Annotated in this window: 9 protein-coding genes; 8 read left to right on the forward strand and 1 reads right to left on the reverse strand. The window is 70.3% G+C overall.

The genetic code is table 11. The features are described from left to right. Positions 1–207 precede the first annotated feature (207 nt). On the reverse strand, positions 208–4,245 hold the full coding sequence (gene eccCa / locus ACTWQR_RS36460; RefSeq protein WP_443231522.1) for a type VII secretion protein EccCa: 4,038 nt from the start codon (positions 4,243–4,245) through the stop codon (positions 208–210). A 454-nt stretch (positions 4,246–4,699) separates the two neighbouring features. Here eccCa and eccD point away from each other — a divergent pair, with 454 nt between their 5' ends. The 8 genes from eccD to ACTWQR_RS36500 all read left to right on the forward strand — a co-directional run bounded on the left by eccD (position 4,700) and on the right by ACTWQR_RS36500 (position 14,167). Next, positions 4,700–6,106 carry a type VII secretion integral membrane protein EccD gene (gene eccD / locus ACTWQR_RS36465; protein WP_443231523.1) on the forward strand — a complete coding sequence of 469 codons (1,407 nt, stop codon included), beginning with the start codon at positions 4,700–4,702 and terminating at the stop codon, positions 6,104–6,106. Positions 6,107–6,166: 60 nt separating this feature from the next. Next, the gene (gene eccB / locus ACTWQR_RS36470) at positions 6,167–7,756 is read left to right on the forward strand and encodes a type VII secretion protein EccB (protein WP_443231524.1); all 1,590 of its coding nucleotides are present in this window, start codon (positions 6,167–6,169) and stop codon (positions 7,754–7,756) included. 504 nt (positions 7,757–8,260) lie between these two features. After that, positions 8,261–8,596, forward strand: coding sequence for a hypothetical protein (locus ACTWQR_RS36475; protein WP_443231525.1), 336 nt, complete (start codon positions 8,261–8,263; stop codon positions 8,594–8,596). Between the two features lie 88 nt (positions 8,597–8,684). Continuing rightward, positions 8,685–8,993, forward strand: coding sequence for a WXG100 family type VII secretion target (locus ACTWQR_RS36480; RefSeq protein ID WP_443231526.1), 309 nt, complete (start codon positions 8,685–8,687; stop codon positions 8,991–8,993). A 285-nt stretch (positions 8,994–9,278) separates the two neighbouring features. Continuing rightward, on the forward strand, positions 9,279–9,749 hold the full coding sequence (locus ACTWQR_RS36485; RefSeq protein ID WP_443231527.1) for a type VII secretion system-associated protein: 471 nt from the start codon (positions 9,279–9,281) through the stop codon (positions 9,747–9,749). A 128-nt stretch (positions 9,750–9,877) separates the two neighbouring features. Then, positions 9,878–13,138 carry an AAWKG family protein gene (locus tag ACTWQR_RS36490; protein WP_443231528.1) on the forward strand — a complete coding sequence of 1,087 codons (3,261 nt, stop codon included), beginning with the start codon at positions 9,878–9,880 and terminating at the stop codon, positions 13,136–13,138. A 193-nt stretch (positions 13,139–13,331) separates the two neighbouring features. After that, positions 13,332–13,787 carry a YbaB/EbfC family nucleoid-associated protein gene (locus tag ACTWQR_RS36495; protein ID WP_443231565.1) on the forward strand — a complete coding sequence of 152 codons (456 nt, stop codon included), beginning with the start codon at positions 13,332–13,334 and terminating at the stop codon, positions 13,785–13,787. A 2-nt stretch (positions 13,788–13,789) separates the two neighbouring features. Beyond that, positions 13,790–14,167 (forward strand): hypothetical protein, encoded by a 378-nt coding sequence (locus ACTWQR_RS36500; protein ID WP_443231529.1) that lies wholly within the window; start codon positions 13,790–13,792, stop codon positions 14,165–14,167. The last annotated feature ends 33 nt before the right edge of the window (positions 14,168–14,200 follow it).

A 14,200-nucleotide genomic window follows, 5' to 3' on the forward strand; every position in this document is an offset into this window, starting at 1 on the left:
GGGATGGCGGCCGGCGGGAGCAGACGGAACGAGGAAGGAATCAGAAGAAGCAATGAGCTGAGGACCAAGGGTTGAGGATGCCGGACGCGTCCCCAGACACCCCCTGGGGCCGTACGGCCCCCCAGAACCGACAGCGGGGGCCACCCCAGGTGGCCCCCGCTGTCCCTACGCGCTCTTCGCTACGTACTTCTTCGCTCGCGCGTTCTCTCAGTCGTCCTGCCCCTGGCTCTCCTCCACGAGTGCCGTCTGCATCAGCCTCGCCCGGCGGCGGGCGATGTGCAGCGCTCGGCCGGGAGGGAGGTTGCGGGGTTTCGCGTTGCCGAAGAGACGGCCTTCCGTGGGCGGGCAGGAGAGGAGGACAGCGGGATTGTTGGCCTCGTCGAGGCGGCGGATGAGGGCGTCGCTGAGGCCGCGCCCGGCGCCCATGGCGCTGCGGGCGACGACCAGGTGCAGACCCATCTCGAAGCCGAGGGTCAGGTACTCGAAGAGCGGCTCCAGGGGACTCTGGAAGGAGCTGCCGGAGACCATGTCGTAGTCGTCGATCAGGATGAACAGACGCGGGCCGGTCCACCAGTCGCACTTGCGCATGCGGCCGGGGGCGATGTCGGCGCCGGGGACGCGGGTCTTCATCGCCCGGGCCGCGCCCTCGATGGTCTCCTTGAGGTTGTCCAGGGAGATCACGTGCCCGATGCGGTACTCCTCGGGGACGGTGTCCACCAGAGTGCGACGGTAGTCGACCACGATGATCTTCGCCTCGGTGGGGGAGTAGCGGGCGGTGATGCCCTCGGTGACGTGGCGCAGCAGGTTGGTCTTGCCGCTCTCGGTGTCGCCGACCACGACCAGGTGCGGGGTGCGGCTGAAGTCGTGCCAGACCGGTTCCAGGGCGTCCTGGTCGATGCCGAGAGGCAGACGCATGCCGCCGCCCTCGGTGGACTCGGGCGCGGGGAGTTCGGCGACCGGGAGCCGGTGCGGCAGCATCCGGACCTGCGGTGCGGGTGCGCCCGACCAGTGCCGGGCGACCTCGGTGACCAGGTGGGCGACGCCGTCGCCGAGGTCGTCGAGGGAGCCGCTGCCGTCCAGGCGGGGCAGGCCGGCGAGGAAGTGCATCTTGCTGTCGGCGGTGATGCCGCGGCCGCCGCTGCGCGGCACCGAGCGGGCCTTGCGGGTGTCGATCTCGGAGTCCATCGGGTCGCCCATCCGCAGTTCGAGGCGGGTGGCGGCCTGGTCGCGGACCTGGGCGGACAGCTCCACCCAGCGGGTGGTGGTGACGAGCAGGTGGATGCCGTAGTTGAGGCCGCGGGCGGCGAGTTCGTTGAACTTCGCGATCAGGTCGTCGTAGTCCTGGCGGACCGTGGACCAGCCGTCGACCACCATGAACACGTCGCCGAAGGGCTCGTCGGGGAACTCCCCGGCGGCCCGTCGGCGGCGGTAGGACTGCATCGAGTCGATGGTGTGGTCCACGAAGAACTGCTCACGCCGGGCGAGCAGCGTCATCACCTCGGCGACCGCCCTGTGCACCCGCTCCGGGTTGAGCCGCGCCGCGACGCCGCCGACGTGCGGAAGCCCGTCGAGCTGCGAGAGGCCGCCGCCGCCGAAGTCGAGGCAGTAGAACTGGATCTCGGAGGGGGTGTGGGTGAGGGCGAGGGCGCCGATCAGGGTGCGGGTGAGGGTGGACTTGCCGCTCTGTGAACCGCCCGCGATGGCGACGTGGCCGCCGGCCCCGGAGAGGTCCACGATCAGCGGGTCGCGGCGCTGCTCGAAGGGCTTGTCCACCAGGCCGACCGGGACCCGCAGTCTGCCGGTGCCGGACCAGCCGGCGGCGGTGAGGCCGCGCTCGGGGTCGGCGGCGATGCCGGGCAGCAGGGCGTCCAGCGGGGAGGGCTGGGCCAGCGGCGGCAGCCACACCTGGTGGGCGGCGGGGCCGGAGTCACGCAGCCGGTCGAGGGCCACGGCGAGCAGAGTCTCCTCGTCCTCGGCGGCCTCGGTCTCCGGCTCCGGTTCGGGCGCGGGCTCCAGGGTGCGCGGCACCACCCAGCCGCTGGTCCACGGCACCACCTGGCTGGCCACCCGGGCCTGGACCACCGCGCCGGTGCGGCGCCGGTAGGTGCCGGAGGAGTAGGCGGCACGGAACCGGGTCAGGGATTCCACACCGGACTTCACGTAGCCGTTGCCGGGCTGGGCCGGGAGCTCGTAGGCGTCCGGTACGCCGAGCACACCGCGGCTCTCCATGGCGGAGAAGGTGCGCAGGCCGATGCGGTACGAGAGGTGGCTCTCCAGCTGGTGCATGCGGCCCTCGTCCAGGCGCTGCGAGGCGAGCAGCAGGTGCACCCCGAGGGAGCGGCCGAGGCGGCCGATCATCACGAACAGGTCCATGAACTCCCTGTGTGTGGAGAGGAGTTCGCTGAACTCGTCGACCACCACGAACAGGCTGGGCAGCGGGGTGAGTTCGGCCCCAGCGGCGCGGGCCCGCTCGTACTCCAGGGCGGAGGTGTAGTTACCGGCGGAGCGCAACAGCTCCTGGCGGCGCATGAGTTCGCCGTGCAGGGCGTCCTGCATACGTTCCACCAGGGCGACTTCGTCGGCGAGGTTGGTGATGACGGCGGAGGTGTGCGGGAGTTCCTCCAAGCCGAGGAAGGTGGCGCCGCCCTTGAAGTCGACCAGGACGAAGTTGAGGGTCTCGGAGGAGTTGGTCAGGGCGAGGCCGAGGACGAGGGTGCGCAGGAGTTCGCTCTTGCCGGAGCCGGTGGCGCCGATGAGCATGCCGTGGGGGCCCATGCCTCCTTGCGCGGACTCCTTGATGTCGAGTTCCACCGGGCGGCCGTCCACGCCGACCGCGACCGGCACCCGCAGCCGGGCGGAGCCGGTGTGCCGGCTGAAGAGGGTCCCCGGGTCGTGCCGGTGCAGGTCGGGGATGCCGAGCAGGGTGGTCAGTTCGACATCGGTCTCCAGCGGCTGCGCGATGTCGGTGCCCAGGCTGATCCGGCGGGAGGCGAGCAGCCGGGCCAGCGACTCCGAGCCGAGCGGGCCGAGCCGGTCCGGGCGGCCGAGCGGCACGGAGCGCTCCTTGCGGCTGCGGTCGGTGCGCACCAGGCTCACCTGGTCAGGACCGACGGTCAGCCGCAGCGTGTTGCGGCCGGGCCGCCAGCGCAGCGCCCCGGACACGTCGAGGACCACGGCGTTGCGGTAGCCGTGACCCTCCCAGCGGTGGCCCTCGGGGACGGTGACGCCGTCCAGGACGACGACGGTGTAGGGCTCGTCGCGGCCCGGGCGGGCCTCCGGATCGAAGCCGGGGCGCTCGGCGAACTCGGCGCCGAGCAGGTCGTCCAGCTCGGTGAGGTCGGCGGTGATCCGGCGGACCTGGCCGGCGCCGTCCTCCTCGTGCGGATGCAGCGCGTGCGGCAGCCACTTGACCCACTCCCAGTCGGGCCGCCGCTCGTCACTGACACAGATCGCGAGCCACAGCTCCTCGGGCGCGTGGAACACCGCGAGCTGGCCGAGCGCGGCGCGCACGAGGGCGCGTACGGCGTCGGCGCCGGGGTCCGCGGCCGGGGCGCCGCCCTCGGCCCGGGCCTCGCCGTTCTCCTCGTACGGCCAGGCGCCCGGCTCGGCGGACTCCTCGCCGGAAGTCCCCTCGGGGCGCACCAGGACCCGTGCCGAGGAACGCAGATAGAGGCCGAGGGGCTGTTCGGGGATGGTGGAGTAGGCGCGAATGAAGCGGCGCAGGGCGTGCGCGGTGAGCGGTTCCAGGTCCTCCACCGGGCGGGTGGAGACCGGTTGCAGGGTGAGCGCGAGCTGCTGTTCACCGACCGCGAGCCGGATCTCGCCGAAGTCCTCGTCGGCCGGGCGGCGTTCCCACAGCCGCGAGGTGCGGGCCAGTGAGCGCAGTGAGGCGGGCTCCGGGTGGCGCCAGGCGAGCGCCCGCTGCTGCTCCGTGATGGTGGCCCTGACCCGCTTGCGGGTCTGCGCCAGGTAGCGGAGGTAGTCGCGGCGTTCGCCCTTCAGGCGCTGCTTGCGCTCGCTGGAGCGGCGCATCAGCTGGCCCAGCAGCATGGCACCGGCGGAGAGCGCCATGACGCCCATCGCCAAATACATGAAGACGCCGTTCCCACCGCCGGGGCGCAGGAACATCAGCATCATTGACACCGACATCAGCGCCATCGGCAAATAGGTCCATATCGCCGAGGTGTCGGGCACCGTCTCGGCGAGGACCGGTGGCTCCTGAAGGGTCAATTGACCCTCGGGCATCTCCGGTCCGCGTCTGCGGGCCGGCCGGCGAAACAGCACCACACTCAAGGAACAGAACCTCCGGTTTCACTGGCTTTCCGGCCCGCACCGAATACCGGCGCACCCAGTAGCGGGAAAGACCGTACCGAGTTGATTCTCCGGGTCCCGCGTGACGCGGTGAACGCCGGGTGCATGTTTCGAGCGGATAGCGGGGAACGGTCAACTCCCGTGATGGACAACTCCATACCGGACACTGAGTCCGGTCCGCAGCACGATCCGGCGGGCGTAGGCAGTAGTCTGCATTCACGGAACGCGACCTGTCCACGCGGGAGAGGCCGTCGCCGGCCGCGCGGACACAATTCCCCTACCGGCACCCGCCGTTCCTGGCCGCGCGGGCCTTCCGTAATCTTCGCACGTCCCCTCTCCCGGGGAAGTCCTCCTGTCAAAGCCCCCACGGAAGACGAGAGTTCAGCTGATGACCGACAGCGCGGTGGCCGAACTGTGCCGCCTGACCGTACGTGCGCCGAGCGTCTCCGTCGATCTGGCGGTGCCCGCCGACGTGCCGGTCGCCGATCTTCTGCCCACGCTGCTGCGTTATGTCGGCGAGGAGGCCGAGGAGGCCGGTCTCGACCATGCCGGCTGGGTGCTCCAACGGCTCGGTGACGCCCCACTCGACGAGGAGACCACCCTCGCCCGCGCCGGTCTCGCCGACGGTGCCGTGCTCTACCTGCGCCCGCACACCGAGGCGCTGCCCGAGGCCCGGCTCGACGATCTGGTGGACGGGATAGCCGACACCGCGGGCCGACGGCTGCACACCTGGCACCCCGGAGCGGCCCGTGGGCTTCTGGTGGGCACCGTGGTGGCGACCGTGGTGGCCGCCCTCGCGCTGGTGATCTGGCCCGGGACGACCGGCTCCGGCTCCTCACGGGTCGCCTACGCGGCCGTGACCGGGCTGCTGCTGCTCGCGGGCGCGGGCTCGGCCAGCCGCGCGGTCGGCGACCGCCTCTCCGCGACCGCGCTCGGCCTGCTGGTCGCGCCCTGCCTGGCACTGGCCGGCTGGTTGCTGCCCGGCGGCGACCTGACCGGACCGGACGCGGCGCAGGTCGCGGGCGCGCGGCTGCTCGCGGCAGGCGCGGCGGGCGCGGGCGGCGCGGTCCTCGCGCTCGCCGCCACCGCGGTCGGCGCCCCGGCCCTCTTCGCCACCGCGGTGGTCTCGGTGGCGACCGCCATCGCCGGGGCCCTGATCGGGTACACCGGCCTGGACGTGCCGGCCGCAGTGGCGCTGGTGGCGACGGTCGTGGCGCTCGCCGCCGGGGCGGTGGCGCCGTTCGCCTTCAAACTGGCCGGGATGCGACTGCCCGCGCTGCCGTCCTCCGCCAGCCAGCTCCAGGAGGGCATCGAGCCCTACGCGGGCGACGAGGTCGCCGAGCGCACCGAGCTGGCCGGGCGCTGGGTCACCGCGCTCTTCGCCGCCACCGGCACCATCGTCGCGGCTGCCCTGGTCGTCCTCACCGAGCACCCGAACCTGCCCGAGGTGCTGACGTCCCTCGGGCTGAGCCTGCTGCTGCTCCTGCACTGCCGCGGCCTGGTGCACATCGGGCAGCGGCTGACCCTGGCAGTGCCCGGCGTCTGGGGGCTGCTGCTGCTCGCCCGCGCCTGGGCGATGGACTACCCCAGCGACGAACGCGTGGTGGTCTTCGCTGTGTTGCTCGCCGCCGCGGCCGCACTCGTGATCGCCGCCTGGACGGTGCCCGGCCGCCGGGTGCTGCCGTACTGGGGCCGTGCGGCGGAAGTGGCGCACACCGGCTTCGCGGTGGCGCTGCTGCCGCTCAGCCTCTGGGCGGCGGGGCTCTTCGGCTGGCTGCGCGGCCTGTTCGGCTGACACCCGCACGACGGGGCGTACCCGCACGCCGGGGCATGAAGAAGGAGTTGAGGAGAGGCCGTGCAGTCCAAACGAGACCAGGTACACGCCCACAGTTTCATGATGGGCAGGCTCAGCTCGGGCCTGCTGACGGCCGACCCGGACGCCCCGGAGAGCCCGCTCGGGCGCACCACCCGCGGCGTGGTCTTCGGCGTACTGGTAACCGTCCTGATCGGCGCGGGCGCCACCGTCTACGGTCTGCTGCGCCCTGGCGGGAACGACAGCTGGCGCGACGGTGAGCACCTGGTGGTCAACCGAGACACCGGCGCCCGATACCTGTGGACCGGCACCGACGGCGTACTGCACCCGGTGCGCAACTACGCCTCGGCGCGGCTGATCGGCGGCTCCGACCTGGCGACCGCGGACGTCCGCACCGCCTCTCTGCAAGACGTCCCGGTGGGCGCCCCGGTCGGCATCCCAGGCGCCCCGGACGTCGTGCCCGGGCCCGGCCAACTCGACGACGGCGCCTGGCACATGTGCGTCACCGGGCCGGACGGGGCGCTGCCCAACACCTCCGGTGTCGTCGCGAGCACCGGAGTGGACAAGCCGGGGGCCACCACCGTGGCGGCCGGGATGCCTCTGGACTCCCGCGGCATCGGCCGCGACCGCGGTGTGCTGGTACGCGGCACGGACGGCACCGAGTACCTGGTGTGGCGGGGCAGCAGGCTGCCGCTGGACCGCGCCTCCGACGCCCGCAACGCCCTCGGCTACGGCTCCCAGCAGCCGATGCCGGTCTCGGCGGCCTTCCTCGACGCGCTGGCACCCGGCCCTGCCCTGAAGCCGCCCGCGGTGCCGGGGCGCGGCGAAAAAGGCCCCGTGCTCGGCGGTGAAGCCAGCCGGATCGGCCAGCTGTTCAAGGTCAGCGTGCCCGGCGGTGGCAGCACCTATCACCTGCTGCGCAAGGACGGCCTGGTGCCGCTGACCCGGCTCGGCGCCGCCCTGGTGCTGGGCGACCCGGCCACCCAGAAGGACGCCTACCAGGGGCGGTCGCCCGAGGTGCGCACGGTCGGTGCGGACGCGCTGCGCGAGCACCCGGCGAAGGACGCCGGCTCCGCCGGATCCGCGGAGCTGCCGGACGCGCCGCCTGTCCCGCAGTCCGCGCCGCGCGGCACCGCGCTCTGCGCGCAGGTGGACGGCGACGACGGCGGCGCCCGGATCAGGTCAGTGCTGGTCCCTCTGACCCTGCTCACCCCGGTCGCGGTGTCGGAGGGCACCGCTCAGCCGCTGAAGCCGGCCTGTGTCCCGACGGACGCCACGGTGGTACGGCCCGGGCACGGCGCCCTGGTGCGGGCCCTGAACGCGAGCGGCGCCGCGCACGCCGGGACCACCTATCTGGTGGCGGAGAACGGCGTGAAGTACCGCGTCTCCGCCAAGGACTCACTGGCAGCACTCGGGTACGAGGCCGCGGACATCGACTCGGTCCCGGCGCCGCTGCTCGCGGCTTTCCCGACCGGCGCGGACCTTGCCCCGGCCGCCGCCACTGGCGCCGCGGAGCCCAAGGTCACGGCTCCGGAGTGCGGTGCCGTGGGTCAGGCGGGGCAGCGCGAAAGGAACGCCGAGGCCGGCACAGCGGACAAGGCGGACACGGCGGCCACCGCCTCACACAGCTGACACCACATGCTGATTCCGGCAAGGAACACATACAGCGCCGAAGAAAAGGAAAAGGGCGGACGCAGGAAAACATCAAGCCGAACTCGGCGCCGATGGCGCGAAATCGCCTGAACCGTCACGGTGTCGGATAGGAAGGTGAATCCTCAAAAGAAGCTCAAATATTTCGGCCGAGCGCACTCGTGGAATCCTGCGGGTGCGGGCATGGGTGCGCGTGCGTTTCCGGGAAGGACTCCTCCCGATGACCGCTCGACCTCTTCGCGTGCCCGTTTTCCGCCCGCTTCGTTTGTCGCCCGGCGGACGGTTCACGTCATGCTTCCCCGGTCGTTCAGGCGCACGGGTTCACCTCGCTGCAACGTTCGCACAACTCCGTTGCCATACAGGCGAATTCTGTTGAGTCGGCCGATGTTCACATCTTCCCGGTACGCGTTGCGCGGAACGCTGTTTTCTATTTAGCCTCAGCGGGCAACGGTGCGACGAGACGCGCCTGAACGAAGGGAGCGCGACATGGCGGACAGCGCCGCGAGGAAAGCGGACTATGCCAAGGGCTTGGGGGGCGTCTCCTCCCTGGAGTCGGCCCGGGACCAGGTCGAGAAGATCCAGAACAACGTCGCCGAGATCGCCGCGCGTTCGGGCGTCGGCGGCGACGAGGGCCAGGCCCTGCTGAAGCTCTTCCGCAGCTGGAACACCGAGGCGCAGAAGGTCGTCGTCCAGATCAGCACGATGATCGACGCACTCCAGGAGAACGTGACCTCCGCCAACCGTCTGGCGAAGGAGAACCAGGACCTGACCGAGGTTCTCAACAGCAAGACCAGCCAGGGCGTCTTCGAAGCACTGAGCTGACCCCCGCGGCACCGGCCCCCTTTGGCGAGGCCGTACTTCGTGAACTTCCCGGGCCCCGGCGCCCGGCCCCCCTTCGAGAGGAGACGTCATGGCCGACGGCATCATCGACGTTCAGTACCCCAAGGTCCAGCAGGCCATCGAGGAGTTGCTGGGCCAGACCCAGCAGATCATCACGACCCTCAACAACCTGGAGGACGAGCTGAGGCCGCTCGTCACCTCCTGGGAGGGTGCGGACCAGGAGAAGTACCGTGAGGTCCAGGCGGAGTGGGACCAGGCCACCAAGAACATGGCCCAGCTCCTCGGCGACAACGGCGAGTTGATCCGGACCATCCACGACAACCACTCCCGCGACGAGCGCAAGAGCGCCGACAACTGGGGGAGTGTGCGGGCCCGCTGAGCGCTCCGCGGGAAGTGCCGCCACAGCAGCGTCTTCGTCTGCGAGTGCGTCGTGGCTGGTCGCGCCCGCGATGGGGTCCCCCCCCCGGTTCCTGAGGGAGAAGCCGAGAGTGGGGGAGGAGCCGCAAAGTGTCACAGCCCCGCGCCCCTTCGGGGCGCACCCGAACCGCACCGCACTTCCCCGGACCCGCTCAGTACCGGCCGGGCGTGCATCCGATCGCCTGGCCGGCCCGGTCCGGCCCGCCCTCGTATCCCCGCCCGGCACCAAGCAGCAGGAGAACGTCTCATGGCCGGTGAGAAGGCCGACGTCAAGCATTTCGACCTCAAGCAGATGGAGAGCTTCCGGGACAACGAGGTACAGCCGGTCTACACCGTCGCGAAGAAGCACCGCGAGGAGGGCGACGGGGCCCACATCCGCCCGCTCGGCCACCTCATCGACGGGCACACCACCCCGGAGAACCTCGCCCAGGACAAACAGCTCCTGCGCATCGGCAAGATGGTCACCGAACCCCTGGTCTCGGGACCGAAGTTGATCGAGGGCGTCCGCACCGCGGCCGAGGCCATCGACAAGCTGCTCGGTGACCAGATGGACCTCTTCAAGGAGTTGAAGGAGGCGCTCACGGAGACCATCGACGAGGCCAACAAGACCAAGGACAAGAACCTCGACGCGATCGACGCGCAGACGCTGCTGCAGACCTTCGACGAGGTCGACACACTCACCGCCGGCACCACCGGCGATCCGGACGACGAAAGCTGAGCCCGTGCCGCGCGTGCCGGCAGAGGCCACGGCCGCCCGGCGCGCCCGCGTGAGAAACACACGGCTGCACACCCGTACGAGGACCCGGTGCGCCGACACGGACGACAACCGACCAGAAAGGGCGCCCGGTGGCCGATCGGTACGATCCCAACTCCGTCGCCAACCTCGACAAGTTCGACAACGCCGGCGACCCGTCGAGTGACACCTGGGCCGCCCTGGTCACCCACATCACCGGCTATCCCGTGCCGGACCGCAACACCGTCTTCGACAAGCTCCGATCCGACCACGGCGGCAAGCTCTTCCGGATGGACATCGAGGAGCGCAGCCTCGGCCTGCTCGTCAAGGACTCCGGCTTCCTGACGAACAGGGGCGAGGACTACGACATCTGGTTCTTCGACAGCGGCAAGAAGCGGTCGATCATGCAGGCCCGGATCGTCTTCGAGGGTCGCGTCAAGGCCGGCGACGAGATCATCTTCGCCGGCCCCGGCTCCGACAACGTCCGCGACGCCCAGGTCCGTGAGGGCAACGAGTTCACGGACTACAACGACGACAAGATGAGCACCGTCCCGCTCGCCCAGTACATGAACGGGCCGCGGGCGGCGCTCCTCGCCCTGCTGGGCGGCAGCAGCCAGGACGCCCGGTTCAGCAACCTGGGTGTGCCCGGGGCCGACGTGGTGGACCTGAACTCCTTCAACACCACCGGAGACTCCTTCGACTTCGCCGCCAAGTTCTTCAAGGACCACGCGGTGGTGCTGAAGGACTGGGAGGACCGTTTCGGCCGGGACGACGCGAGCTGGAAGGGCGAGGCGGCGGAAGTCTTCCGCAGCCTGCTGAAGAAGATCCGCGAGAACTACGACAATTACGTCGAGACCTTCAACTCCACGGCCGGGACCGGCAATGAGACCGGCACCGGCAACACGGTGTACTCGCGCGCACTGTCGCTGGGCCGCAAGTACCTGGAGGACTCCGCCAACAAGCTGCTGGATGCGTGGCTGGACTGGGCCAAGTCCTCGTACTACGACCCGCATCAGGTGCTGCGCTACGTCCTGGACGACCTTGCCCAGTGGGTGGACGCGAACAACGTCGCCAAGACGGACATCAAGTCGTACACCACCCGCTACAACACGAGCGTCAGCCACAGCCCGCAGGCCGGCTTCTCCCAGGTGCACCCGGAGTACGGCGACCTAACCGACGTCGCGAACTGGGCGAAGGTCGGCGACAAGGCGGTCAAGATCTGGAGCCAGGGCGTCGACGAGTACCTGGGCAAGCCCGCCGCCAAGGTGCAGTCCGACCTGAACAACCACTTCCTCGACCTCGGCAAGGACTTCTCGGAGAACGTACCCAAGCCGAAGTCGACCAGCACGGCCTCGGAGGAGTACGAGAAGAAGAAGCTGGAGGATGAGCAGAACGAGATCAACAAGCAGAACGAGGAGAACCGCAAGTACCAGGAGGAGCTGCGGAAGGAGCAGGAGAAGCAGCGGGAGGAGGACAAGAAGTATCAGGATGAGCTGCGGAAGGAGCAGAACAAGCAGCGGGAGGAGGACAAGAAGTATCAGGATGAGCTGCGCGAGGAGCAGAACAAGCAGCGGGAGGAGGACAAGAAGTACCAGGACGAGCTGCGCGAGGAGCAGCGGCGCGAGCAGGAGGAGGCCGAGCGGGCGGCCGAGGAGCAGGCCAAGGCCATGGAGGAGAGCCTCGGCGGCATCAACGATCCCAACGCGGTCAACGAGCAGAGCCTCGGCAACATTGACGAGTTGCTGAACCAGAACATCCCGGTCACCGAGAGCCTGGGCAACCTCGGCGATGTGAACAGCCAGGGCGGTGGCGACCAGCAGCGTTACCCACTCAGCCCGGCGACGGTCACCCAGACCCTGGGCGACCTCGACGGAATCAACAACGGTCCGGGCGGGTCGAACAACGACGCGGCCAACGAGGCGATCACCCAGAACCTCGGCAACCTTGGCGGCCTCGGCGGCCTGAACAACGGTGCCGGCAACTCCCTCAAGACCCCGACCGGCGGCAACACCCAGCTCAACGACGGCAAGTTCACCACCGACTTCCCGGACGGCAGCAGTACCGCCTTCGACCCGGAGAGCGGGATGCTCACGACTACCGCCCCTGACGGCACGGTTACCACGCAGGACCTGGGCGACGGCACCAAGGTGACGAACCCGGACGGTTCGGTGACTTCCCTCGGTGACGGCGGCAAGCTGACCACCACCTTCCCCGACGGCACCACCCAGACCGTCGACCCCACGACGGGCCAGGCGACGACCACCAACCCGGACGGCACCACCACCACCGAGAACCTCGGCAACCTGGGCAACCTCAACAGCCAGAACGGCCTCGGTGACCTGGGCGATCTCGGCGACATCAATTCCGACCTGACCACCGAGTCGATCGGCGACCTGGGCGACCTCGGGAACCTCAACAGCGACCAGTCCGGCCTGGAGACCCCGACCGGCGGTCACACCGCGCTCGACGACGGCGGCGACTTCACCACCACGTACCCGGACGGCAGTAAGGCCACGTTCGACCCGGACAACGGGATGCTGACCACCGCCAATCCGGATGGCACCACCACGACCACCGACCTCACCCACGGGGCGGAGGTGACCAACCCGGACGGCTCGACCACTGTCCTGGACAACGGCCAGCTGACCACCACCTTCCCGGACGGCAGCACTCAGGTCATCGACCCGGACACCGGCGTCGCCACCGTCACCGACCCGCAGGGCAACACCGAGACAGTGGACCTGCGCGACCTCAACTCGCCCGGAGACATTGACAGTTCGGACGTACTCGACGGCCTCGGCAACGTCAACGGGACCGGCGGCGACGGCACCACCACCCGGGACGTGCCGTCCTCCGAGCTGGGCCTCGGCGGCGGGGTGAGCGCCTCCGGCTCCGGCGGCGGCCTGACCGGGGCGGACTCCTTCTCCCCGGACGGCTTCAGCACCGCCGGAGCCGCCCCGCTCTCGGACAGTGCCGCCGACAGCACGGCCACCCCGCTCAGTCCCGCTGCCACGGCCGGCGCCCCCGGCGCCCCCGGCATGCCCGGCAGCCCCGGCATGCCGATGGGCGGCGGCATGGGTGGCATGGGCGCGGGCGGCGAGAAGGGCAACGGCGAGCGGGTGCGCGCCGTGCTGGTCGACGCGGCCGAGGAGAGCGAGCGCCGCAACCGCCGACGGCGCAGCCCGTGGAACCGCCAGGAGGACAGCGACACCTTCCTGACCCCGGCCTCCCGGGTGGCGACCACCGGCGGCGACTCCCCCGAGGAGGAGGCGGAGCCGGGCCGCGGGTCCACCAGTTCCGCCGACTACCTGGAGGAGGACGCGGATGTGTGGGGCACCGAGGAAGGCGGCACCCCGGCCGTCATCGGGCGTTGATCACCGTGAAGGTCCGGCGTGACCACCGCGGAGAGACGAATCCCACCCGGCCCCGGCTTCCGCGGCCGAGCCCCAACCAGGCAAGATCAGCAGGGCAGTTGACGGACTTCGGACCAGGGTCACAGGCATGGACCGGACGTCCGGATGTACGGAAAGACCGACGGAAAGACCGATGGAGAAGGGCGGCGCGGGCGTGACAGAACCGCTGGAGAAGCGCCTGGAGAAGGCGATGGCCGAACTCCAGGCGGCCCAGGAGGCGGTCGCGCGCACCGAGCGCGAGCTGCGGCAGGCGTCGTTCGCGGTGCTCTCCTCCGACCGCGCGGTCCGCGCCACCGTGGGCCCGCAGGGTGAGCTGACCGGGATCGATTTCCTGGAGAACAAGTACCGCGACATGTCCCCCCAGGAGCTGGCCGCCAGCGTCCTGGAGGCGGCGAACGCGGCGCGCCTGAAGATGAACCGGCACGTGATGAAGGCGATGGCACCCTTCACCGAGCCCAGCAGCAACGTGCCGGAGCTGAAGGGCTTCGAGGTGGACTGGGAGCGGATCTTCGGCCCCGAGGTACTGCACGAGGAAGACGAGGACAAGGCGCGCGGCGACCAGGCCACCCCCGCCTGGCGGGACGCGCTCGGCGAGGACGGGGAGGACTGACGATGGGACAGCGGTACTACGTCGACCCGCAGCGCATCGAGGCGCTGGCGGGGCAGCTTGAGGAGATCGGCTCCCTGGCCAGGAGCATGACCGAGGAGTTCCTCGACGAGCTGGCCCCCACGGTCAGTTGGCCCGGTACCGAGGGCGAGTTCGCCGAGAAGGCCAGGCCGCAGGAGCAGAAGGAGCGGCAGACCACCAAGGACACCATGATGTCCTTCCGTGACGCGGTGGTGGGCATCACCGACGCCACGGTCAGCCAGGTCCGGCTGATGAAGGACACCCGCGACCGCAACATCGAGAACGTCGAGCAGAGCAACAGCCGCCTCAACACCCATGGGCTGAACGGCGACGGCGGCCCGGGCGGGCATGGCCGCCGCTGACCTCCGCACCGCCGGCCGCTCCCGCACCATGCC

The sequence above is a fragment of the Streptomyces sp. 2A115 genome, from assembly GCF_052245575.1.
In the GTDB taxonomy this organism is placed as follows: Bacteria; Actinomycetota; Actinomycetes; order Streptomycetales; family Streptomycetaceae; genus Streptomyces.

Excerpts from the sequence above, each read along its gene's own strand:
- ACTWQR_RS36485 (WP_443231527.1), top strand. The coding sequence starts at position 9,279 with ATGGCCGGTGAGAAGGCCGACGTCAAGCATTTCGACCTCAAGCAGATG.
- eccD (WP_443231523.1), top strand. The coding sequence starts at position 4,700 with ATGACCGACAGCGCGGTGGCCGAACTGTGCCGCCTGACCGTACGTGCG.
- ACTWQR_RS36480 (WP_443231526.1), top strand. The coding sequence starts at position 8,685 with ATGGCCGACGGCATCATCGACGTTCAGTACCCCAAGGTCCAGCAGGCC.
- ACTWQR_RS36475 (WP_443231525.1), top strand. The coding sequence starts at position 8,261 with ATGGCGGACAGCGCCGCGAGGAAAGCGGACTATGCCAAGGGCTTGGGG.
- ACTWQR_RS36500 (WP_443231529.1), top strand. The coding sequence starts at position 13,790 with ATGGGACAGCGGTACTACGTCGACCCGCAGCGCATCGAGGCGCTGGCG.
- eccCa (WP_443231522.1), bottom strand. The coding sequence starts at position 4,245 with ATGCCCGAGGGTCAATTGACCCTTCAGGAGCCACCGGTCCTCGCCGAG.